General features: G+C 62.5%; 20 protein-coding genes. 13 read left to right on the top strand and 7 right to left on the bottom strand.

Translation table 11 applies throughout. The features are described 5' to 3' along the window. Positions 1-5: 5 nt before the first annotated feature. Genes ACS5Q8_RS10685 through ACS5Q8_RS10665 form a run of 5 tightly spaced genes read right to left on the bottom strand, consistent with a single transcriptional unit; the run spans position 6 to position 5,620 of the window. Positions 6-755, bottom strand: coding sequence for an electron transfer flavoprotein subunit beta/FixA family protein (locus tag ACS5Q8_RS10685; protein WP_465160156.1), 750 nt, complete (start codon positions 753-755; stop codon positions 6-8). A gap of 59 nt (positions 756-814) precedes the next feature. Continuing rightward, on the bottom strand, positions 815-2,053 hold the full coding sequence (locus ACS5Q8_RS10680) for a CaiB/BaiF CoA transferase family protein (protein ID WP_465160155.1): 1,239 nt from the start codon (positions 2,051-2,053) through the stop codon (positions 815-817). A 26-nt stretch (positions 2,054-2,079) separates the two neighbouring features. Next, positions 2,080-3,282, bottom strand: a complete 1,203-nt coding sequence (locus ACS5Q8_RS10675; RefSeq protein WP_465160154.1) for a 3-oxoadipyl-CoA thiolase — start codon at positions 3,280-3,282, stop codon at positions 2,080-2,082. 16 nt (positions 3,283-3,298) lie between these two features. Further along, a complete protein-coding gene (locus ACS5Q8_RS10670; RefSeq protein ID WP_465160153.1) occupies positions 3,299-4,831 on the bottom strand; it encodes a 3-hydroxyacyl-CoA dehydrogenase in 1,533 nt (510 codons plus the stop codon). A gap of 3 nt (positions 4,832-4,834) precedes the next feature. Further along, the gene (locus ACS5Q8_RS10665; RefSeq protein WP_058822689.1) at positions 4,835-5,620 is read right to left on the bottom strand and encodes an enoyl-CoA hydratase; all 786 of its coding nucleotides are present in this window, start codon (positions 5,618-5,620) and stop codon (positions 4,835-4,837) included. Between the two features lie 237 nt (positions 5,621-5,857). Between ACS5Q8_RS10665 and ACS5Q8_RS10660 the strand changes: the two genes are divergently transcribed. Genes ACS5Q8_RS10660 through ACS5Q8_RS10650 form a run of 3 tightly spaced genes read left to right on the top strand, consistent with a single transcriptional unit; the run spans position 5,858 to position 9,271 of the window. Then, positions 5,858-6,724: an IclR family transcriptional regulator gene (locus tag ACS5Q8_RS10660; RefSeq protein ID WP_247403980.1), complete on the top strand. Its 867-nt coding sequence runs from the start codon at positions 5,858-5,860 to the stop codon at positions 6,722-6,724. A gap of 60 nt (positions 6,725-6,784) precedes the next feature. Next, positions 6,785-7,939, top strand: coding sequence for an acyl-CoA dehydrogenase family protein (locus tag ACS5Q8_RS10655; protein WP_058822687.1), 1,155 nt, complete (start codon positions 6,785-6,787; stop codon positions 7,937-7,939). Between the two features lie 57 nt (positions 7,940-7,996). Beyond that, positions 7,997-9,271 (top strand): MFS transporter, encoded by a 1,275-nt coding sequence (locus ACS5Q8_RS10650; protein ID WP_247403983.1) that lies wholly within the window; start codon positions 7,997-7,999, stop codon positions 9,269-9,271. A gap of 259 nt (positions 9,272-9,530) precedes the next feature. On the opposite strand, the gene ACS5Q8_RS10645 is transcribed toward ACS5Q8_RS10650, so the two are convergent. Then, complete coding sequence (locus ACS5Q8_RS10645; protein WP_253394844.1) at positions 9,531-10,307, bottom strand: DNA-binding transcriptional regulator; 777 nt, start codon at positions 10,305-10,307, stop codon at positions 9,531-9,533. 133 nt (positions 10,308-10,440) lie between these two features. Between ACS5Q8_RS10645 and ACS5Q8_RS10640 the strand changes: the two genes are divergently transcribed. The 10 genes from ACS5Q8_RS10640 (at position 10,441) to ACS5Q8_RS10595 (ending at position 21,685) form a co-directional block, all read left to right on the top strand. After that, positions 10,441-12,099 carry a bifunctional 3-(3-hydroxy-phenyl)propionate/3-hydroxycinnamic acid hydroxylase gene (locus tag ACS5Q8_RS10640; RefSeq protein WP_465160152.1) on the top strand — a complete coding sequence of 553 codons (1,659 nt, stop codon included), beginning with the start codon at positions 10,441-10,443 and terminating at the stop codon, positions 12,097-12,099. A gap of 1 nt (position 12,100) precedes the next feature. Further along, entirely contained in the window at positions 12,101-13,054 is a 954-nt protein-coding gene (gene mhpB / locus ACS5Q8_RS10635) for a 3-carboxyethylcatechol 2,3-dioxygenase (RefSeq protein WP_465160151.1), read from the top strand. Between the two features lie 17 nt (positions 13,055-13,071). Continuing rightward, positions 13,072-13,935 carry an alpha/beta fold hydrolase gene (locus tag ACS5Q8_RS10630; RefSeq protein WP_463858788.1) on the top strand — a complete coding sequence of 288 codons (864 nt, stop codon included), beginning with the start codon at positions 13,072-13,074 and terminating at the stop codon, positions 13,933-13,935. 14 nt (positions 13,936-13,949) lie between these two features. Further along, positions 13,950-14,756, top strand: coding sequence for a 2-keto-4-pentenoate hydratase (gene mhpD, locus ACS5Q8_RS10625; RefSeq protein ID WP_465160150.1), 807 nt, complete (start codon positions 13,950-13,952; stop codon positions 14,754-14,756). A gap of 32 nt (positions 14,757-14,788) precedes the next feature. After that, positions 14,789-15,724, top strand: coding sequence for an acetaldehyde dehydrogenase (acetylating) (locus tag ACS5Q8_RS10620; protein WP_443701076.1), 936 nt, complete (start codon positions 14,789-14,791; stop codon positions 15,722-15,724). 10 nt (positions 15,725-15,734) lie between these two features. Then, positions 15,735-16,745, top strand: a complete 1,011-nt coding sequence (gene dmpG, locus ACS5Q8_RS10615; protein ID WP_247408211.1) for a 4-hydroxy-2-oxovalerate aldolase — start codon at positions 15,735-15,737, stop codon at positions 16,743-16,745. Between the two features lie 84 nt (positions 16,746-16,829). Further along, positions 16,830-18,035, top strand: coding sequence for a 3-(3-hydroxy-phenyl)propionate transporter MhpT (gene mhpT, locus ACS5Q8_RS10610; RefSeq protein ID WP_465160149.1), 1,206 nt, complete (start codon positions 16,830-16,832; stop codon positions 18,033-18,035). A 75-nt stretch (positions 18,036-18,110) separates the two neighbouring features. After that, positions 18,111-19,382: an OprD family porin gene (locus ACS5Q8_RS10605; protein ID WP_465160148.1), complete on the top strand. Its 1,272-nt coding sequence runs from the start codon at positions 18,111-18,113 to the stop codon at positions 19,380-19,382. 261 nt (positions 19,383-19,643) lie between these two features. Then, positions 19,644-20,705 carry a Rieske 2Fe-2S domain-containing protein gene (locus ACS5Q8_RS10600; RefSeq protein WP_465160147.1) on the top strand — a complete coding sequence of 354 codons (1,062 nt, stop codon included), beginning with the start codon at positions 19,644-19,646 and terminating at the stop codon, positions 20,703-20,705. Between the two features lie 29 nt (positions 20,706-20,734). Further along, positions 20,735-21,685, top strand: a complete 951-nt coding sequence (locus ACS5Q8_RS10595; protein WP_465160146.1) for a PDR/VanB family oxidoreductase — start codon at positions 20,735-20,737, stop codon at positions 21,683-21,685. Between the two features lie 6 nt (positions 21,686-21,691). Here ACS5Q8_RS10595 and ACS5Q8_RS10590 read toward each other — a convergent pair whose 3' ends face one another. Further along, on the bottom strand, positions 21,692-22,405 hold the full coding sequence (locus tag ACS5Q8_RS10590; protein WP_247406362.1) for a GntR family transcriptional regulator: 714 nt from the start codon (positions 22,403-22,405) through the stop codon (positions 21,692-21,694). Positions 22,406-22,439 lie beyond the last annotated feature (34 nt).

Genomic DNA, 22,439 nt, shown 5'->3' with positions numbered 1-22,439 from the left:
CCAATTCAAAGCACCTTCGCTTCGTTTTTCAGTTTCTCGACCAGTTCAGCCACCGACTTGACCTTGATGCCCGCGCTGCGTGCAGCCGGCGCTTCAACTTTGACGGTCTTGTTGGTAGAGGCGGTGGAAACGCCCAAAGCGTCCGGAGTCAGCACTTCGAGAGGCTTCTTCTTGGCTTTCATGATGTTTGGCAGGGACGCGTAGCGCGGCTCGTTCAAACGCAGGTCGGTGGTGATGATGGCCGGCAGTTTCAGCGAAACTGTTTGCGCGCCGCCGTCGATTTCGCGGGTCACGGCAACGCTGTCGCCGCTCACTTCGACTTTCGAGGCGAAGGTGCCCTGGCCGTAACCGGTCAGTGCAGCCAGCATCTGGCCAGTCTGGTTGTTGTCGCTGTCGATGGCCTGTTTGCCGAGGATCACCAGCGATGGCTGTTCCTTGTCGACAACGGCTTTGAGCAACTTGGCAACGGCCAGGGAGGTCAGCTCTTCAGCCGACTCAACCAGGATGGCGCGATCAGCGCCCAGTGCCAGGGCGGTACGCAACTGCTCTTGAGCAGTGGTCGGGCCGATGGAAACCACGACGATTTCAGTCACCAGACCTGTTTCTTTTAAACGAACAGCCTCTTCCACGGCGATTTCGCAGAAGGGATTCATCGACATCTTGACGTTAGCGAGGTCGACGCCGGACTGGTCCGCTTTGACCCGAACCTTGACGTTGTAGTCGACCACTCGCTTGATGGCTACGAGGACTTTCATGGAGCACTCCATTACAAAAAAATGACTCACCCCGGCAGCGAAGTACCGGAAAAAGCAGATCAGCGCTCGCCCAGTTGCTCAATGACACCGCTGGCTTTCAACTGCGCCAGACGCTCGTCATCCAACCCCAACCGACGCTTGAGCACTTCATCCGTATGCTCACCGAGCATCGGTGCCGGGCGCAGGTATTCCACCGGCGTGCCGGACAGTTTGATCGGGCTGCCGACGGTGACAAAGTCCGGCTTCAGCGGATGGGGAATCGTCACCAGCATATTGCGCGCCTTGACCTGGGGTTCATCCAGAGCCTGGGCGATGCTGTTGATCGCACCGATCGGCACACCCCGCGGATGCACGCGACCAATCCACTCCTCGGCACGCCCCTGAAGGAAGTGCGCCGACAGAATCTCGATAATCGCCTCGCGATTGGCCACGCGCTCGGCGTTACGCGTGAAGCGCGGGTCTTCGGGCAGGTGCGTCAGGCCGATGGCCTCGCACAGTGCGACGAATTGCGAGTCGTTGCCGCAGGCGATAATGAAGTCCTGGTCGCTGGCGCGGAACACCTGGTACGGCACGATGTTGGCGTGGGCGTTGCCGTAACGGCCGGGGGCCTTGCCCGAGGCCAGGTAGTTCTGGCTCTGGTTGCACAAGGTGGCAACCTGCACATCCAGCAGCGCCATGTCGATGTGCTGGCCCAGGCCGGTTTTTTCGCGACTGAGCAATGCCGCCTGGATCGCGACCGTCGAATAAAGCCCAGTCATCAAATCGGAAAACGCCACGCCGACCTTTTGCGGCCCGCCGCCGGGCAGGTCATCGCGCTCGCCGGTGATGCTCATCAGCCCGCCGATGCCCTGCACGATAAAGTCGTAGCCCGGTTCCGCCGCACGCGGCCCGGTCTGCCCGAAGCCGGTGACCGAGCAGTACACCAGGCGCGGATTCAGTTGCGCCAGCGAAGCGTAATCCAAGCCGTACTTGGCCAGGGAACCGGCCTTGTAGTTTTCGATCAGCACATCGCAATCGGTCGCCAACGCCCGCACCAGCTCCTGCCCTTGCGGGCTGGCCAGGTTCAGGGCCACCGATAACTTGCCGCGATTGGTCGACTGATAATAAGAGGCTTCCGAGGTGCGCTCATCGTTCTGGCCTTTCATCCACGGCGGGCCCCAGCCACGGGTGTCGTCGCCCACGCCCGGCCGTTCGACCTTGATCACTTCGGCGCCCAGGTCGGCCAGGGTTTGCCCGCACCAGGGGCCGGCAAGCACGCGGCTCAAGTCGAGCACGCGGTATCCAGTCAAAGCACCCATGTCATTTCACCTCTGCTGGAGCGCGTTTACACACGCTCGATAACCATCGCCAGCCCTTGGCCGACACCGATGCACAGACTGACCACCGCATAGCGTTTGCCACTCTCCTGCAACGCCCGTGCGGTGCTCAGCGCCAAGCGCGCACCTGAGGCTCCCAAGGGATGACCGAGCGCAATCGCGCCGCCGTTGGGGTTGACCCGTGGGTCGTCCAACGCCAGGTCCAGCCCCTTGAGGCAGCCCAGTACCTGGCTGGCGAACGCTTCGTTGATTTCGATGATATCCATGTCGGCCAGCGTCAGCCCGGCACGGGCCAGGGCTTTGTTGATCGCCTCCACCGGGCCGATGCCCATGATGCGCGGCGCGACACCCGCTGCGGCACTCGACAGGATGCGCGCCATGGGCACCAACCCGTGACGCTCACCGGCGGCGACGGTGCCGATCAGCAGCGCGGCAGCGCCGTCGTTGACCCCGGAGGCATTGCCGGCGGTGACGATACCGCCTTCGTGCAAGGGACGCAGGCGCGTCAGCGCGGCCAGGTCGGATTGCGGGCGCGGGTGTTCGTCCTGCTCCACGAGGTTGGGCGGCGTCTTGCGGCCGGTGGGCACACTGACCGCGAGGATTTCGTCGTTGAAGAAACCGCGCTGGCGTGCGGCTTCGTAAAGGGCCTGGGAGCGTGCGGCGAACCCATCGGCCTGGGTGCGCTCGATGCCGTACTCCTGGGCCACGTTGTCGCCGGTCTGCGGCATGCTGTCGTTACCGAATTCGGCGACGATCCTGGGGTTGGGAAAGCGTGCGCCGATGGTGCTGTCGTACATCGTAAAATCGCGGCTGTAGGCGCTCTCGGCCTTGGCCATGACGAACGGCGCGCGCGACATGCTCTCCACCCCGCCGGCCACGAACAGTTCGCCTTCCTTACAGGTGACGGCGCGGGCGGCATCGATCACGGCGGCCAGTCCACTGGCACACAACCGATTGATCGTCTGCCCCGGCACCGTCACCGGCAAACCGGCGAGCAGTGCGGCATGGCGCGCGATGTTGCGGCTGTCTTCGCCGGCCTGGTTGGTATTGCCGAGGATCACGTCTTCGATGGCGTCGCCGGGGATCGCATAGCGGGCCAGCAGTTCGCGGATCACATGGGCCGCAAGATCGTCAGGCCGCACGGGCGCCAGTGCGCCGCCGTGGCGGCCGAAGGGTGTGCGCAACCCCGCAAAAATATAAGCATCGAGCATGGCAGTTTCCTAAGTGTCAAGGTTTCAGGGTCGGTTCGGGGTGGCGCAACGACAGGCCCAGCGTCGCGCGACGGCGCAGCCAGGGGCCGGGCCGGTAGCGCGGGTCACCGGTCAGTGCCGTCATGCGTTCCAGGATGGTCAGCAAGCGTTGGGCGCCGACGCTATCCCCCCAGGCCAATGGCCCCTGCGGGTAGCCCAGCCCGCGGCGCACGCCTTCGTCCAGGTCGTCGACACTGGCAATGCGCTGTTGCACGATATCGCCCGCCAGGTTGACGATCATCGCCAACACCCGCTGGGCGACGAAGCCGACGCTGTCGTTGATCACGCTGACGCCCACGCCATCGCGGGCCAGCAGCGCGTGTGCGGCATTGCACATGTCGACGCGGGTTGCCGGTGTCAGCATCAGCGTGCGGTAGCGTGTGCAGTCGAGCAGCGGGTCGATGCAGACCGTGCGCGTCGGGTCGGTGGCGAACCGTTGCGCTGCGCTGGTCGCGTCCAACCCATAGGGCGCTAGCAGGCACAAGGCTGCATCCGAGGGTGCCGCGCCCTGCTCCACTTGCGCGCCCAGTCGTTCCAGCATCGCGCTAAGGCTGGCGCGGTCAGCATCGCTCTCGGTGCCCAGCCACACCGGCGGCAATGCTTCAACCACCGGTACCGCCTGGGCTTGGGGGGCATCAATCATCTGGCCGTTGGCATAGCGATAGAAGCCGCGCCCGACCTTGCGTCCGACGTAACCGGCTTCCAGCATCTGGCGGGTCAGCGCGGCCGGTCGGTAACGCGGTTCCTGGTAGAACTGGTTGTAGATGGACTCGATCACCGGGTGGGAAACGTCCAGCGCCGTGAGGTCGAACAACTCCAGCGGTCCCATGCGAAACCCCAGGCCTTCGCGCAAGATGCGATCCACTTCCGCCGCGTCCGTGACGCCCTCCTTGAGGATCTGCAACGCTTCGGTGCTGTAGGCGCGCCCGGCATGGTTGATGATGAAACCGGGGGTGTCCTTGGCCCGAATCCCACGGTGCCCCATGCGCGCGGCCAATGCCTGCAAGGTATCGCCGACACGCGGATCGCTGGCCAGGCCATCGATGACCTCCACCACTTTCATCAGCGGCACCGGGTTGAAGAAGTGGAACCCCGCCACCCGCTCAGGGTGCCGACATTCACGGGCGATGCTGGTCACCGACAGCGATGAGGTGTTGGTCGCCAGGATGCAGTCGTCGCGCACGACGGCTTCAAGTTGTGCAAGCAACGCCTGCTTGGCATCCAGGCGCTCGATAATCGCTTCCACTACCAGGTCAACGTCACTGAGGTCAGTCAGCGCCGTCGCGACCCGCAGACGCTCAAGCGTTGCCTGGGCATCGCCGTCGGCGATCTTGCCCTTGCTCACCAGCTTGTCCAGGGTTTGGCGCAGGTTTTCGCGGGCCGCCTCGGCGGCGCCTTCGCGGTTGTCGAACAGCACGACTTCGATGCCGGCCTGGGCAGCAATCTGGGCGATGCCGGTGCCCATGATGCCGGCGCCCACCACCGCCATGCGCTTGATTTCACGTGTCATGGGTCATTCCCCCAAGAAGCTGGCTTTGCGTTTTTCAAGAAAGGCACTGGCGCCCTCTTTCTGATCCCGGGAGTCGAACAGCAACTGAAACGCCTTGCGCTCCAATGCCAGCGCACTGTCCAGGGGTAAGTCGGCACCGAGCAGCATCACTTCCTTGATCTGCGCGACCGCCAGCGGTGGCAACGCAGCGATTTGCGCGGCCAGTTCAAGCGCCCGAGGCAGCGTGCGTTCATCACTCACCACCTCGCTGACCATGCCCATGGCCAGCGCCTCGGGCGCCGGCACCAGGCAGCCGGTCAGGGCAATGCGCATGGCCTGGAACTTACCGACGGCGCGGATCAGGCGCTGCGTGCCCCCGGCGCCCGGCATCAGGCCCAGCTTGACCTCCGGCTGGCCGAATCGCGCCGATTGCCCCGCGACGATGATGTCGCAGTGCATCGCTAGCTCGCAGCCGCCGCCCAGGGCAAAACCATTCACTGCAGCGATCACCGGTTTGGGGCAACGTGCGATGGCGTCCCACAGGTATTCCGTGTGACGGCGATACATCTCGATCGGGCTGGCCTGGGCGAACTCGCGGATATCGGCCCCCGCGACGAAGCAGTGCTCGCCGCCGGTGAGCACGATCGAGCGCACGCGCTCATCGGCAGACAACAGGCGAAAGCTGTCAGCCAGTTGTTCGCGCACGGCGCTGTTCAGCGCGTTCTTGACCTCGGGCCGCTCGATGCGGACGACCGCGACGGCATCCTCTCTTATCTGGACATGCACGACCGGTTCTGGATGGGAGTTCATAGCGACCTCTTATTATTGTTTCGTCAGGCGAAACTGAATACCGTAATTACGCTTAATCATAAGGACGCTTACAAAATCCTGTAAACATAAAAAGCAAAAAATCTGTTTAACCCCAATAATTGCTTGGCTTTAAGTCAACAAAACAAACCCGTTGGTTTTTAAAGAAACAACGAATATAATTTCGTCAGGCGAAACTGCGTTTTATTTTCTTGCATTTTTTCAAAGTGAGGTTCTACCATGGCTCGCATCAAGGCAGATCGGCAGGCCGCTGACACGGCAAAGGGAGCGGATGAAATCGGGTTACTGAAGATGGGCATGCTCGATCCCGCCAGCGCATTGAGCGACGACGAAAACAGTGGCCAGTTTGTAACGGCATTGGCGCGCGGGCTGGAACTGATGAGGTGTTTCACCCCGCGCGACAACGTGCTGGGCAATCAGGACCTGGCGCGCATGACCGGCCTGCCCAAACCGACCGTGACGCGGCTGACCAATACGCTGATGCGCCTGGGCTGCCTTAAACGCGAAGTGCATTCGGGCAAGTACCAGTTGGATGTCGGGGTGTTGGGTTTTGGCTACGCCATGCTGTCGAACCTGGCGATTCGCACGGTGGCTCATCCGTTGATGGAGGACCTGGCCAATCATGCACAGGCGGCCGTCGCCATGGCATCCCGTGATCGCCTGCAGATGGTGTACCTGGATGTGGTTCAGGGTCAGGGCAACATGACCATGCGCCGTCAGATCGGCAGTTACTTGCCGCTGGCACAAAGTTCGGTAGGCCGTGCGTGCCTGGCGGCGATGCCGGAGACCGAGCGGGAGTTTTTGCTCGATCACATTCGCCAGCGCGAATCGGAACAGTGGCCAACCATTCGCAAAGGGTTGGATCGGGCGTTCAGGGATTACGCCGACTACGGCTTCTGCCTGTCGATCGGTGAGTGGCATCGCGACGTTAACTCCGTGGCCGTGCCGTTGCTGCACCCGCAGTACGGGTTGTTGACCTTCAACTGCGGCGGGCCGAGCTTCCAACTGCCCCGCGAACAGCTCATGGACGATATCGGGCCTCGCCTGATCAACATGGTGAACAACATTGGCGCCGCTGCTCGCTGACGCAACGGAGTAACGGCGCCCCAATAAAGAACCGCTCGCCTGCGAGCGTTAGGAGCGCACATGATCCGTGATACCGAAACCCTGCAGATGCTGTTGGATTCCCTTCGTCAGTTTGTCGGCGAAGTGCTGATCCCCCGTGAAAACGAAGTGGCTGAGACCGACGCGATTCCCCAGGACATCGTCGAGCAGATGCAGGCCATGGGGCTGTTTGGCCTGACACTGCCGGAAGCGTTCGGCGGGCTGGGCGTCACGATGGAGGAAGAGGTGAATATCGCCTTCGAGCTGGGGCGCACCTCCCCGGCGTTTCGCTCCTACATCGGCACCAACAACGGGATCGGTTCCATCGGCATTCTGCTCGATGGCACTGAAGAGCAGAAACAACACTACCTGCCCAAGCTCGCCAGCGGTGAGCTGCTCAGTTCCTTCTGCCTGACCGAGCCCGATGCAGGATCGGATGCCGCCTCGCTCAAAACCACCGCCGTGCGCGACGGTGACAGTTACATCCTCAACGGCACCAAGCGCTTCATCACCAACGCCCCGCACGCTGGCATCTATACGGTGATGGCGCGCACCAGCACTGACATCAAAGGCGCAGGCGGTATCAGCGCATTCATTGTCGAGCGCGGCACACCGGGAGTCTCCCTGGGCAAGCCCGACCACAAAATGGGCCACAAAGGCGCCCATACCTGCGACGTGATCTTCGAAAATGCCCGAGTACCTGCCAGCCAACTGATTGGCGGTGTCGAAGGCGTAGGCTTCAAGACCGCGATGAAAGTCCTCGACAAGGGTCGCCTGCATATCGCGGCATTGAGTGTCGGTGCGGCTGAGCGGATGCTCGATGATGCCCTGCGCTACGCACTGGAACGTAAACAGTTCGGCCAGCCCATCGCCGAATTTCAATTGATCCAGGCGATGCTGGCCGACAGCAAGGCGGAAATCTACGCCAGCCGCTGCATGGTGCTCGATGCAGCACGCAAGCGCGACGACGGCCGTAACGTCAGCACCGAAGCCTCCTGCGCGAAAATGTTCTCGACCGAAATGTGCGGCCGCGTCGCCGACCGTTGCGTGCAGATCCACGGTGGCGCCGGCTATGTCAGCGAATACGCGATCGAGCGTTTCTACCGGGATGTGCGCCTGTTCCGCATCTACGAGGGCACCACCCAGATACAGCAGATCGTCATTGCGCGAAACATGATCCGCGACGCTCAACGCTAGATCAGCGCGCAACACTCAATTCTAGTCCCACCCCATAAATACAATAAAGGTAACTCCATGGACGCTGCTGCTCAGGCAAGTGCGACTGCCCACGCCAAATCCAGCACTTGGGTGCTGGTGTTCATTTTTTGCTTTCTCGGATTATTGATCGACGGCGCCGACTTGATGCTGCTGTCCTACAGCCTCAATAGCCTGAAGACTGAATTCGGCCTGACTAACGTCGAAGCCGGCAGCCTGGGCAGTTTTACCCTGGCCGGGATGGCGATCGGCGGTATCTACGGCGGCTGGGCCTGTGACCGCTTCGGACGGGTGAAAACCGTGGTCTGGAGTATTTTGCTGTTCTCCGTCGGCACCGCGGTGCTGGGGCTGACCCACAGCTACTGGGAGTTTGCGCTGATCCGATTCCTGGCCTCGCTGGGCATCGGCGCGCTGTACGTGGCGTGCAACACCCTGATGTCCGAATACGTGCCCACCCGCTACCGCACCACGGTGCTCGGCACACTGCAGGCAGGTTGGTCGGTGGGCTACATCGTCGCGACCTTGCTGGCCGGCTGGATATTGCCCAACCATGGTTGGCGCTGGCTGTTCTACATCGCGATCATCCCAGTGGTTCTTGCCTTGGTGATGCAACGTTTCGTGCCGGAACCCCAAGCCTGGATCAACGCCCAGGCCGAGCGCGCCAAGCAAACACTCGCTGGAATACGCAGCGGCTCGGCGCAAAAGCGCGACAGCATGTACAAACAGATTTTCGCTGACCCGCAATCGCGCCGCATGTTCATCTGCTGGGCGCTGACCGCGGGCTTTCTGCAGTTCGGCTACTACGGCGTGAACAACTGGATGCCGACCTACCTGGAAAGCGAACTGGGCATGAACCTCAAGTCCATGACCAGCTACATGGTCGGCACCTACACCGCCATGATCCTCGGCAAAGTCCTCGCAGGCATGGCCGCCGATCGTATCGGTCGGCGCACCGTGTTCGCCTTTGGTGCCCTGGGGACGGCCGTATTTCTGCCGGTGATCGTGCTGTTCCAGAGCCAGGAAAACATCCTGTGGATGCTGATCGTGTTCGGCTTTCTGTATGGAATTCCGTATGGCGTCAATGCGACCTACATGACCGAAAGTTTCGAGGCCAAGTTCCGCGGCTCCGCGGTGGGTGGCGCCTACAATATTGGCCGCCTGGGGGCCGCAGTCGCACCCGCTGCGATTGGCTTTCTGGCGTCCCATGGCTCGATTGGCGTGGGCTTTCTCGTGATGGGCGCGGCGTACTTCATCTGCGGCGTGATTCCGGCGATGTTCATCAGGGATAAGCAGTTCGATCCGCAGAAACAATAGTCGGGCGTCAAACAGGGCGACGGCGTGACGATTTTTCGCGAATCGGCAGGCGGTCGCCATTGCGGTGGCGCGTTTACGATCAATGCGCGCCAGGCCCCACCAACGAACTCCCAATCCGCACACCCGGCATCATCTGCTGCAGGCCTTCAATCAGCTTGTCACCCGCCTCGATCAGCGATGTTATGAGGTTAAATCAGGCCATTCCTATTTTGCAGATGGGGTCGCACCGGCATCGAGTCCCACAAAACCAAGCCCCCCCCTACGCCAACTGAGCCCTGATTTTCTCCACCACACCCTGCATCGCCGGCAGATAACGGCGGGCGGCTTCCTCAACCGACATCGCCTTGGCGATGTAAACCAGATTCAGGCAGCCCATCACCCGCTCCTCGTGCATGACCGGAATCGCAATCGCGGCGATCTTGCGCTCGAGGCCCCAATGGGAGTTGTTTTCGCCGTAGCCCTTGCCGAGGGTGTGCTCCACCAGCCGATCGACAAAGCCGCGATCCGCCGCCAGCGCCGACTGTTCATCTTCGCGGCTGATCAACAACTCGATCAGCTCTTCGCGCTCGGCCGGCGGGCAGAACGCAAAGTACGCGCGCCCCGTGGCGGTCATGAGCAAGGGTAAACGCCGGCCGACCATGGAGCGGTGAAACGACAGGCGGCTGAAGCGATGCGTGGTCTCGCGTATCACCATGGCATCGCCGTCCAGCGTACACAGGTCGGTGGGCCAGACCACTTGTTGGAGCAGCTCGCCGAGCAGCGGTGCAGCAATCGAAGAAATCCATTGCTCGTCGCGAAACCCCTCGCTCAATTCACGGACTTTCAACGTCAGGCGGTAGCTGTCATCCGACTCGCTGCGGCGCACGTAACCCTCGGCCTGCAAGGTCTCCAGCAATCGACGAACCGTGGTCCGATGTAGCCCGCTTTGCTCGGCCAACTGCGCCGTACTGGCCCCGCCATCAAAACGATTCAAGCCATTGATCAGGGCCAAACCACGCATCAGCCCACGAACGCTCTTGTATTCTGTTTCGCTCATGGACGCTCCATTCTCTTTTAAAATCAAGGCTGTGCACCTAGTGCACCCTAGCAGGGGTTTTCGTTGTCCACCAGCCTCGTGATTTCCATACTGCGCCCCACAAGAAATCCAAAAACGCTGTACGGAGATACCCATGAGTCTTGCACCCACTCCTTCCACATTGGAGCTGACCACCGACGTTGCTATCGTCGGCGCCGGCCCTGTCGGTTTGATGATCGCCAACTACCTGGGGCAATGTGGCGTGAACGTCACCCTGGTGGAAAAGCTCGACACCCTGATCGACTACCCCCGCGCCATCGGCCTGGACGACGAAAGCCTGCGCACATTCCAGGCCGTCGGTCTGGCGGACGAGGTGCTGCCGCATACCACGCCTTGGCACGCCATGCGCTTCCTGACCCCCAAGGGTCGTTGCTTTGCCGATATTCAACCGAAAACCGACGAGTTCGGCTGGTCACGCCGCAACGCGTTCATTCAGCCCTTGGCCGACCGGGTGCTGTTCGACGGCCTGCAGCGTTTCAACAACGTCAAGGTGCTGTTCAGCCGTGAGCTCAGCAGTTTTGAACAAAGCGACAGCGCGGTGGTGCTCAACCTCAAGGATCAGCATGGCCGCAGCGAACGCCTGAATGCGCGCTACCTGATTGGTTGCGACGGTGGCAACAGCCTGGTGCGGCGCAGCCTGGACATCAGTTTCGAGGGCAAGACCGCGCCCAATCAGTGGATCGTGGTCGACATTGCCAACGACCCGCTGGCCACGCCCCATGTCTATCTGTGCTGCGACCCGGTGCGGCCTTACGTGTCCGCCGCCCTGCCCCATGGCGTGCGTCGTTTCGAGTTCATGGTGATGCCCGGCGAAACCGAGACCGAGCTGAGCAAGCCCGAGAACCTGCGCAAGCTGCTGAGCAAAGTATTGCCGAACCCCGACCACATCGAGCTGATCCGCAGCCGCGTCTATACCCATAACGCGCGTCTGGCCGGTCGGTTCCGTCAGGGCCGAGTGCTGCTGGCCGGCGATGCCGCGCACATCATGCCGGTATGGCAAGGCCAGGGGTACAACAGCGGCATGCGCGATGCCTCGAACCTGGCGTGGAAACTCGCGCTGGTGATCAAGGGCCTGGCCGCCGATAACCTGCTCGACAGCTACGAAGAGGAACGCCGCGACCACGCCAAAGCGATGATCAATCTCTCCGTGCTCGCCGGCCACGTGTTGGCGCCGCCGAAACGCTGGCAAGGCACCCTGCGCGATGGGGTGTCGTGGTTGCTCAATTACCTGCCGCCGGTCAAGCGCTACTTCGTCGAAATGCGCTTCAAACCGATGCCGCAATACACCCGGGGCGCGTTGATCGTGCCGAGTGCAAAGGGCTCGCCGGTCGGCAAGATGTTCATTCAGCCCAAGGTCTTGACGGATGCCGGCACCACGGTGCTGCTGGATGAAGTGATTGGCGAAAACTTTGCGATTATCGCCTGGGGCTGCGATCCGACCTGGGGCCTCTCGGCCACGCAAATCGCGCAATGGAAAGCCCTGGGCACACGCTTCATCCAAGTGTTGCCAGACGTGCAGCTCAGAGTACCGAGCGATGCCGGCCCAGACGTGATCCGCGTGGGCGACAGCAGCGGTCGGTTGAAAGAATGGTTCGCGCTCGGCACGTCGTCCATCGCCCTGGTGCGTCCGGACCGCTTCCTCGCCGGGCTGGCCATCCCGCAAACCGTTGGCCAGGCTTGCGATGAACTGGCCCGGGCGCTCAAAACCCTGCCACCGACCTCAGCGAACGCTGTTGTCAGCAAGGTCGCGTGACATGAGCGCCTTTCTGCATTGTTTGTCTCATACGCCGTTGGTGGGCTACGTCGATCCGGCGCCGCACGTGTTGGCCGAAGTCGATGGCGTGATCAACGCCGCTCGCGAGCGCATCGCCCGCTTCGACCCGCAGTTGGTGGTGCTGTTCGGCCCCGACCATTACAACGGGTTTTTCTACGACGTGATGCCGGCCTTTTGCATCGGCATGGCGGCCGATGCGATTGGTGATTTCGACACCGCCGCCGGCCCGCTGGACGTGCCCAAAGCGCTGGCCGAATCCTGCGCCCAGGCGGTGTTGGATGCCGGTGTCGATACCGCTGTGTCGTATCGCATGCAGGTCGACCATGCGTTCGCGCAACCGTTGGAACTGTTGCTCGGCGGCTTGCAGAGCTGCCCGGTGATTCCGGTGTTTATCAACTCGGTGGCCGTGCCGCTGCCCAGTTTCAAACGGGCCCGACTGTTGGGTGAGGCGATCGGCCAATGGGCCAAAGCGCTGGATAAACGCGTGCTGTTCCTGGCCTCAGGCGGCTTGTCCCATCAACCGCCGGTACCGGAACTGGCCAAGGTCGACGCGCGCATGGCTGACCGCCTGATGGGCAGCGGGCGTCAGCTCCCCGCCGATGAACGACAGGCCCGCCAGAACCGGGTGATTCAAGCCGCGCGAGACTTCGTCGAAGACCCGCACAGCCTGCACCCGCTGAACCCGGCTTGGGATCAGCAGTTTCTCGACACCCTCGAACAGGGCCGTATGCGCGACCTCGACTCGTTGAACAACGACGAGTTGTCGATGCTGGCCGGCAAGTCGACCCACGAAGTGAAAACCTGGGTCGCCGCCTTCGCCGCCCTGAGTGCCTTCGGCCCGTATCGGAGCGAAGGCCGCTACTACCGCCCGATTCCCGAGTGGATCGCAGGTTTCGGTGCGCTTGGCGCACAGCCGCTGAACCCTCACCCATGAATTCAAGGAATACTGCCATGACCGCCACTGCTTTCAGTGAAGCCTCCACCAGCCGCTTTGCCCGTATCAAGGAAGGCGACCTGGACCTGCAACTGCACTACAACGACCTTGGCGAAGGTGCCGAAACCGTGGTCATGCTGCACGGCTCCGGGCCGGGCGCGAGCGGCTGGGCCAACTTCAATCGCAATATCGAGCCGCTGGTGAATGCCGGTTTTCGCGTGATCCTGATGGATTGCCCGGGCTGGAGCAAAAGCGACACGATCGTCAACGAAGGCTCGCGCTCGAACCTCAACGCACAAGCACTCAAGGGCCTGCTCGATGTGCTGGCGCTGGAGCGCGTCCACATCATCGGCAATTCGATGGGTGCCCACAGCACCGTCGCCTTCGCCCTGGAATACCCTGAGCGGATCGGCAAACTGATCCTGATGGGCGGCGGCACCGGCGGCCCGAGCGCCTTCGTGCCGCAGCCCACCGAAGGCATCAAACTGATCGGCGCGCTGTACCGCGACCCGACCATCGAGAACTTGAAGAAGATGATGAACGTCTTCGTTTTCGACGCCAGCGGCCTCACCGACGAACTGTTCCAGACCCGCCTGGACAACCTCCTGTCGCGCCGCGATCACCTGGAAAACTTCGTCAAGAGCAGCACGCTCAACCCCAAGCAATTTCCGGATTTCAGCCACCGCCTGCACGAAATCAACGCCGACACCCTGCTCGTCTGGGGCCGCGAGGACCGCTTCGTGCCGATGGACACCGGCTTGCGCCTGCTGGCCGGCCTGCCCAGGGCGCAATTGCACGTGTTCAACCGTTGCGGCCACTGGGCGCAGTGGGAACACGCCGAGAAATTCAACCGGATGGTCCTCGACTTCCTGACCCACTGATCACCGAGGCTGACATGACGCTGACTCAAGACACCCTGCAACAACTCGCCGCCGACCTGCGCCAGGCCGAAGACCACGGCGAAGCCATCGGGCCGCTGCGCGAGCGGATCGGTGAAGACAACGCCACCGCCGCGTATGCCATCCAGCGCCTCAACGTCGACCACGGCGTGGCCAACGGGCGCCGCGTGGTGGGCCGCAAGATCGGCCTGACCAACCCCAAAGTCCAGGCCCAGTTGGGCGTGGACCAACCGGACTTCGGCACCCTGTTTGCCGACATGTGCTACGGCGACAACGCCACCGTGCCAACCGGCCGCGTACTGCAACCGAAGATCGAGGCTGAAATCGCCCTGATCCTCGAACGCGACCTGCCCCGCGCCGACAGCACATTCGCCGACGTGATGGCGGCCACCGGCTGGGTCGTCCCGGCACTGGAAATCGTCGGCAGTCGCATCCAGGGCTGGAACATCCGCTTCGTCGATACCGTGGCTGACAACGCGTCCAGCGGCTGTTTCGTACTGGGCGGCCCGGCTCGACGTATCGACGGGCTCGACCTGCGCCAGGCCAGCATGCGGATGACCCGCAACGCTGAAGAAGTGTCCAGCGGCAGTGGCGCCGAATGCCTCGGTCATCCGCTCAACGCGGCGGTCTGGCTGGCCTGCGCCATGGCGCGCCTGGGCGATCCGCTGCGGGCCGGCGACATCATTCTCACCGGCGCGCTGGGGCCGATGGTGGCGGTCGCCGCCGGTGATCGGTTCGAGGCCGAGATCGAGGGCATTGGCCGGGTTGGTGTGAACTTCTCGGTAGACAGTCGCGCCGAGTGATCGGCGACTTGCGTGCATATGAGGCAATAACAATGAATAAACTCAAAGTCGCCATCGTCGGCTCCGGCAACATCGGCACCGACCTGATGATCAAGATCCTGCGCAATGCCAAACACCTGGAAATGGCGGTGATGGTCGGTATCGATCCGGCCTCCGACGGCCTCGCCCGCGCCCAGCGCATGGGCGTGGCCACCACCCACGAAGGCGTTGAAGGCCTGACCCGCATGGACGTGTTCCAGCACATCGATTTCGTCTTCGATGCCACCTCGGCCGGCGCGCATGTGAAGAACGATGCGTTCCTGCGCTCGATCAAACCCGGCATCCGCCTGATCGACCTGACGCCCGCGGCCATCGGCCCGTACTGCGTGCCGGTGGTCAACCTGGAGCAGAACCTCGATCAGCTCAACGTCAACATGGTCACCTGCGGCGGCCAGGCGACTATCCCGATGGTCGCTGCGGTGTCGCGCGTGGCCAAGGTGCATTACGCCGAAATCGTCGCCTCGATCGCCAGTAAATCCGCCGGCCCGGGTACCCGCGCCAACATTGACGAATTCACCGAAACCACCTCCAAGGCCATCGAAGTGATCGGCGGCGCGGCCAAGGGCAAGGCGATCATCGTGATGAACCCGGCCGAGCCGCCACTGATCATGCGCGACACGGTGTTTGTGCTGTCCGAAGCGGCGGATCAGGCGTTGGTCGAAGCCTCCATCGTCGAGATGGCCGCCGCCGTGCAGGCCTATGTGCCGGGCTATCGCCTCAAGCAAAGCGTGCAGTTCGACGTGATCCCGGTAGACGCGCCGTTGAACATTCCCGGCCTTGGCAAATTCTCCGGCCTGAAAACCTCGGTGTTCCTCGAAGTAGAAGGCGCCGCCCATTACCTGCCGGCCTATGCCGGTAACCTCGACATCATGACCTCCGCTGCCTTGGCTACCGCCGAGCGCATGGCGCAGTCGATGCAACAGGCCTGAGGAGAGCGACATGAACGGTAAGAAAATCTACATCTCCGACGTGACCCTGCGCGACGGCAGCCATGCGGTGCGTCATCAGTATTCGCTGCAAAACGTGCAGGACATCGCCCGTGCGCTGGACAAGGCCAAGGTCGACTCGATCGAAGTCGCCCACGGCGACGGCCTGCAAGGCTCGAGCTTCAACTATGGCTTCGCGGCGCACACCGATCTGGAATGGATCGAAGCCGCCGCCGACGTGATCAGCCACGCCAAGATCACCACGCTGTTGCTGCCCGGCATCGGCACCGTGCATGACCTCAAGGCGGCCTACAACGCCGGTGCCCGGGTGGTGCGCATCGCCACCCATTGCACCGAGGCCGACGTGTCGAAACAGCACATCGAATACGCGCGCGAACTGGGCATGGACACCGTCGGCTTCCTGATGATGAGCCACATGATCCCCGCCGAGCAGCTCGCCGCCCAAGCCAAGCTGATGGAAAGCTACGGCGCGACCTGCGTGTACATGGCCGACTCCGGTGGCGCGATGAACATGCAGGACATCCGTGATCGCTTCCGTGCGTTCAAGGCCGTGCTCAAACCCGACACCGAAACCGGCATGCACGCCCACCACAACCTCTCGCTCGGCGTGGCCAACTCGATCACTGCCGTCGAGGAAGGCTGCGACCGCATCGACGCCAGCCTTGCCGGCATGGGCGCCGGGGCCGGCAACGCGCCGCTGGAAGTGTTCATCGCCGCCGCCGAACGCCTGGGCTGGAACCACGGCACCGACCTCTACACCTTGATGGACGCAGCGGACGACATCGTGCGGCCGTTGCAGGATCGGCCGGTGCGGGTCGACCGCGAGTCGCTGGCGCTGGGGTATGCCGGGGTCTATTCGAGCTTCCTGCGCCATGCCGAAATCGCCGCAGCCAAGTACGGTTTGAAGACCGTGGACATCCTCGTCGAGCTGGGCAAACGGCGCATGGTCGGCGGCCAGGAAGACATGATCGTCGACGTCGCGCTGGACCTGCTCAAACGCTGAACCGTGCATCCCCCCGTCCGGTCGCCCACGCAGCGACCGGACGGTTTTGCTGTGCCCATTACAACAATAAAACGGGTATTTCCCATGACATCGCTAAACGTGCTGACACCGTTGTACATGGCGCGGACCATCGGTCTGTGCTTCCTCGTCGCCCTGATGGAAGGCCTCGACCTGCAAGCCTCGGGCATCGCCGCCCAAGGCATGGCGGTCGCGTTCCAACTGGACAAACTACACATGGGCTGGGTCTTCAGCGCCGGCATTTTCGGCCTGCTGCCCGGAGCGTTTCTCGGCGGTTTGCTGGCTGATCGGATCGGCCGCAAACGGGTGTTGATGGCCTCGGTTGCGCTGTTCGGATTGTTCTCGCTGGTCACGACCATGGCCTGGGACTTCAACAGCCTGCTGGTTGCCCGCTGCCTCACGGGCGTCGGCCTGGGCGCGGCGCTGCCTAACTTGATCGCGCTGAGCAGTGAAGTGGCTGGCCCACGCCTGCGTGGCAGCGCCGTGAGCCTGATGTATTGCGGCGTGCCCCTGGGCGCGGCGCTGGCGGCCAGCATTGGCATTGCGCAACTGGCCGGTGGCTGGCAAGTGGTGTTCTACGTCGGTGGCATCGTGCCGTTGCTGATCGTGCCGCTGCTGGGCCTTTATCTGCCGGAGTCCGCGGCGTTTCGCAGCGTGCGCGACGCCGCGCCGATCAGTGTGGTCAGCGGCCTGTTCCGCGGGGGCGCGGCATGGCCGACCTTGATGATCTGGGTCAGCTACTTCTTTACGCTCATGGTGGTTTACATCCTGATCAACTGGCTGCCAAGCCTGTTGGTCGGCCAGGGTTTCAGCGGTTCTCAGGCAAGCTGGGTGATGCTCGCGCTGCAATTTGGCGCGGCGGCAGGCACGTTGTTGCTGGGCTGGGTCATGGACCGTCTGCCCGCCTGGGCGTTGTCGGCGCTGATTTACCTCGGCATTCTCGCCTCACTGACCGCCCTGGGCATGGCCACCCAATGGCACAGCATGCTCGCGGCCGGCTTCGTCGCCGGTTTCTTCGCCACGGGCGGGCAATGCGTGCTGTATGCGTTGGCCCCGCATTTCTATCGTCCGTCAATTCGCGCCACGGGCGTCGGCAGCGCCGTCGCCATTGGCCGGCTGGGCGCGATGAGTGGGCCGTTGGTGGCCGGCAAAATGCTCGCACTGGGCACGGGCACCGCCGGCGTGATGATGGCCTCGGCACCCGGCATTGTGATTGCGGCGCTGGCGATGTTTTACCTGTCGGTACGCCGCAACCGCTCGCCGGCTGACTGACCGCCAATTCGCACTCCACTTCCGCGCCACGATGGCGCGGGGGTTACTCCAACAACAATAAAAGTGAACACTGCCATGCTCAGGAATTTCTTTCGGGGCGTCAGCGCCTGCACCTGCGTTTTTTCCGTAGGCCAGGCGTGCGCCGCCGGTTTTGTCGACGACAGCCATGCCGATCTGGCGATACGCAACTATTACTTCGATCGCAATTACGTGAACGCCACGCCGCAGGCGGCTGCCCGCGAGTGGGCGCAGGGCTTCATTCTCAACATGCGCTCGGGTTATACCGAAGGGCCTGTCGGCTTCGGTCTGGACGCCCAGGGTTTGCTGGGGGTCCGTCTGGACTCCTCGCCCGCGCGCACGGGGACCGGCCTGCTATCGTACAACCCCCAGACCCGTGAACCGGCCAGTGAATATTCGGAGCTGGGCCTGACAGCCAAGGCCCGGGCCTCCAAGAGCGAGTTGCAACTGGGTACCATCAGCACGTTTTTGCCAATCGCCTTCGCCAGCCCTACCCGCTTGCTACCGCAGACTTTTCGCGGCGCGTACCTTAAGTCCCAGGAAATCGACAACCTGACCCTGCACGTCGGCTGGCTCGATCGCATCAACCTGCGCGACTCCACCAACTACCAGAAAATGTCGGTAGCCTCGCCCAACGGCCGCTTCAAAGGCGCCGCCGAATCCGACCGTTTTACTTTCCTCGGCGGCGACTATGCCTGGTCGCCGCAACTGACGTTGAAGTACTACCACGCCGAACTGGCTGACCTTTACCGCAAGGATTTCTACGGCTTCGTCGACAATCGCCCGATGGGCCCCGGCAGCCTGAAAAGCGACGTTCGCCTGTTCGTCACCGGCGAGAACGGCGCGGCCAAGGCCGGCCCGGTGGACAACCGCAACGCCGCGCTGATGCTGACTTACAGCCTGGGCGCGCACAGGTTCGGCGCCGGCTACATGCAACTGACCGGCAAGACCGCCATGCCTTACCTGTTCGGCACAGAGCCCTTGGTCATCACCGAAGGCACGCTGAGCTCGGAGTTCCTCAACCCCAAGGAGCGCAGTTGGCAGGTGCGCTATGACTACAACTTTGTCGCGCTGGGCTTGCCCGGGCTCAATGGCATGCTGCGCTACGTCAGCGGCGACAACATTGAGCTACCCAAGCTGGGCGGCAGCAACCTGAAGGAAAGCGAAAAAGACATCGAACTGAACTATGTGCTTCAGGGCACGCCCCTTAAAGGCCTGAATCTGCGTGTGCGCAACGCCTGGTACCGCAATGACTTCATCGCCCAGGCCAGCCATCGGGATGACAATGAGCTACGGGTGAATGTCGATTACACCTGGAAGCTCTGGTGAGTGAATGCCCCGTGATCCACCTGGGCTAGGTGGATCGTTCGAACTCGTCCGTCACACAGGCCTTGCGAACGCACAGAAAACCCGGCCTCGCGCCGGGTTACTCATTCTGCGAAGACGCAATCAATGGATCCAAAAATACAAAGATGATCGATAATCGCCCAAATAAATCTCGATAAAACCACACCACATGTTGACTCGACGTGACGCGCTTCATTTAATGGATCCATTAAATAAGAACAATCACTCGCCCGGAGAGTCACCATGTACCCCAAGAACACCTGGTATGTCGCCTGCACCCCCGATGAAGTCGCGCAAAAGCCGCTGGGTCGGCAGATCTGCGGTGAAAAAATGGTGTTTTATCGCGGGCTGGAAGGCGCCGTCGTGGCTGTCGAGGACTTCTGTCCGCATCGCGGCGCGCCGCTCTCGTTGGGCTATGTCGAAAACGGCAAGCTGGTCTGCGGCTACCACGGCCTGGTCATGGGTGGCGACGGCAAGACCGTCGAAATGCCTGGGCAGCGGGTGCGCGGTTTTCCCTGCAACAAGACCTTCGCCGCAGTGGAACGCTACGGTTTCATCTGGGTGTGGCCCGGCGATCAGGCGCTGGCCGACCCCGCGCTGATCCACCACTTGGAATGGGCCGAGAGTGACCAGTGGGCCTATGGCGGCGGCCTGTTTGACATCCAGTGCGACTACCGCCTGATGATCGACAACCTGATGGACCTGACCCACGAAACCTACGTCCACGCCTCCAGCATCGGCCAGAAGGAAATCGACGAAGCGCCCCCCGTGACCACAGTCGAAGGCGATGAAGTCGTCACCGCCCGCCACATGGAAAACATCATGGCCCCGCCGTTCTGGCGCATGGCCCTGCGTGGCAATAACCTCGCCGATGACGTGCCGGTGGACCGCTGGCAGATCTGCCGCTTCACCCCGCCCAGCCACGTACTGATCGAAGTCGGCGTGGCCCACGCTGGCAAGGGCGGCTACCACGCCGCGCCCGAGCACAAGGCCGCGAGTATCGTGGTGGACTTCATCACCCCGCAAACCGAGACGTCGATCTGGTACTTCTGGGGCATGGCGCGCAGCTTCAATCCTCATGACCCGGCACTGACCGCGAGCATTCGCGAAGGCCAGGGCAAGATTTTCAGCGAAGACCTGGAGATGCTTGAACGCCAGCAACAAAACCTGCTGGCCCACCCGACGCGCAATCTGCTCAAGCTCAATATCGATGCCGGCGGCGTGCAGTCACGCAAGATCCTCGAGCGGCTGATCGCCAAGGAACGCGCCCTCGCAGCGCAACTGATCGCCACCACCAGCGCCTGAACAGCGCGATAACTCTACGAGGACTGAACATGATCGATGTGGTGGTGGTATCGCGAAACAACGAAGCCCAGGACATTTGCAGCTTTGAATTGGCCAGCGTCAATGGCCAAGCGCTGCCGGCCTTCAGCGCCGGCGCACATATCGACGTGCATCTGCCGGACGGGCTGATCCGCCAATATTCCCTGTGCAATCACCCTGAAGAACAGCATCGCTATCTGATCGGCGTGCTCAAGGATCCAGCCTCTCGTGGCGGCTCCCGCTGCCTGCACGAACACATACACCCCGGCGCCCGCCTGCAGATCAGCGAACCGCGCAACCTGTTCCCGCTGGCGCACGAAGCCCGACGCAGCCTGCTGTTCGCCGGCGGCATCGGCATCACCCCGATCCTGTGCATGGCCGAGCGCCTGGCCCATGTCGGCGCCGATTTCGAACTGCATTATTGTGCCCGCGCCAGTGAACGCGCAGCCTTTGTGCAACGCCTCAAGGACGCATCGTTCGCCGAGCGCGTGTTCCTGCATTTCGACGAGCAGCCCCCTACGGCAATGAACACCGCCCAGGTGCTGGCGGCGCCCGACGCCAACGTCCACCTGTATGTCTGCGGCCCCGGCGGTTTCATGCAGCATGTGCTCGACAGCGCTCGGGCCCAGGGCTGGCAGGAGGCATGCCTGCATCGCGAATACTTCGCGGCGGCGCCAGTGGATAGCCGCCTCGACGGGAGTTTTTCGGTGAAGCTCGCCAGCAGCGGCCAGGTCTTCGACATACCGGCCGACCGGAGCGTGGTCCAGGTCCTGGAAAGCCACGGTATCGAGATTGCCGTGTCGTGCGAACAAGGAATTTGCGGAACCTGCCTGACCCGCGTGCTGGAAGGCATCCCGGAGCATCGCGACCTGTTCCTCACCGAGCAGGAGCAAACGCAGAACGACCAGTTCACCCCCTGCTGCTCGCGCGCAAAAACCCCGCTGCTGGTGCTCGATCTCTGAAAGGCGTCACGCCGTGGGCAAAATGACCTTCATCCGCGCGTTGGCGGTCGCCGAACCGAAGATCTCGGCATAACGCAAGGTCGCGTTGGCGTGCTCGCGCATGATCGCTTCGGCCCGTGCGCCCTGGCGATTGACCAGGGCATCGAAGACCGAGTGATGTTGCATGTGGGCATAGTTGAAACGCCGGTATTCGCGGACCATGTCCTCGCGATCCACCGCCAGTGCGGTCACCGACGCGAACGGCAGGTGATCATTGCGTGCCAGCGCATCGGCGATCGCCGGGTTGTGGCTGCCTTCCACGATGACGTGGTGAAAGCGCATGTTCAGGTCGTGATAGACCTCAAGGTCGTCCTCGGTCACGTAGCCCTTGTCGAACAGTTGATCGCCTTCCACCAGGCAGCGCTCAAGCGTCGCACGCGCCGCGTCGGACAAACCGCGCTCGGCAGTTTGACGCGCAGCCAGGCCCTCGAGCACGCCACGCACTTCGACGGCGCCGGCAATGTCGTCCGGGCTGACCGAACGCACCTGATACCCGCGCCCGCCAAACGGCACCAGCAGCCCTTCCTGCTCGAGGGTGCGGAACGCCATGCGCACGGGCATGCGTGACACACCGAACAGTTGCGCAGTGGGAATCTCCATCAGCCGCTCGCCCGCCGCCAACTCGCCGCTGGCGATCATCTTGCGCAGTGCAACCAGCACCAATTGGCCGGGTTTACTCATCCAGGCAACTTCCAGAAAACGTGGGCCGCCATAG

The organism is Pseudomonas sp. PAMC25584, assembly GCF_058135675.1.
This window is presented reverse-complemented; position numbering and strand designations above follow the sequence as displayed.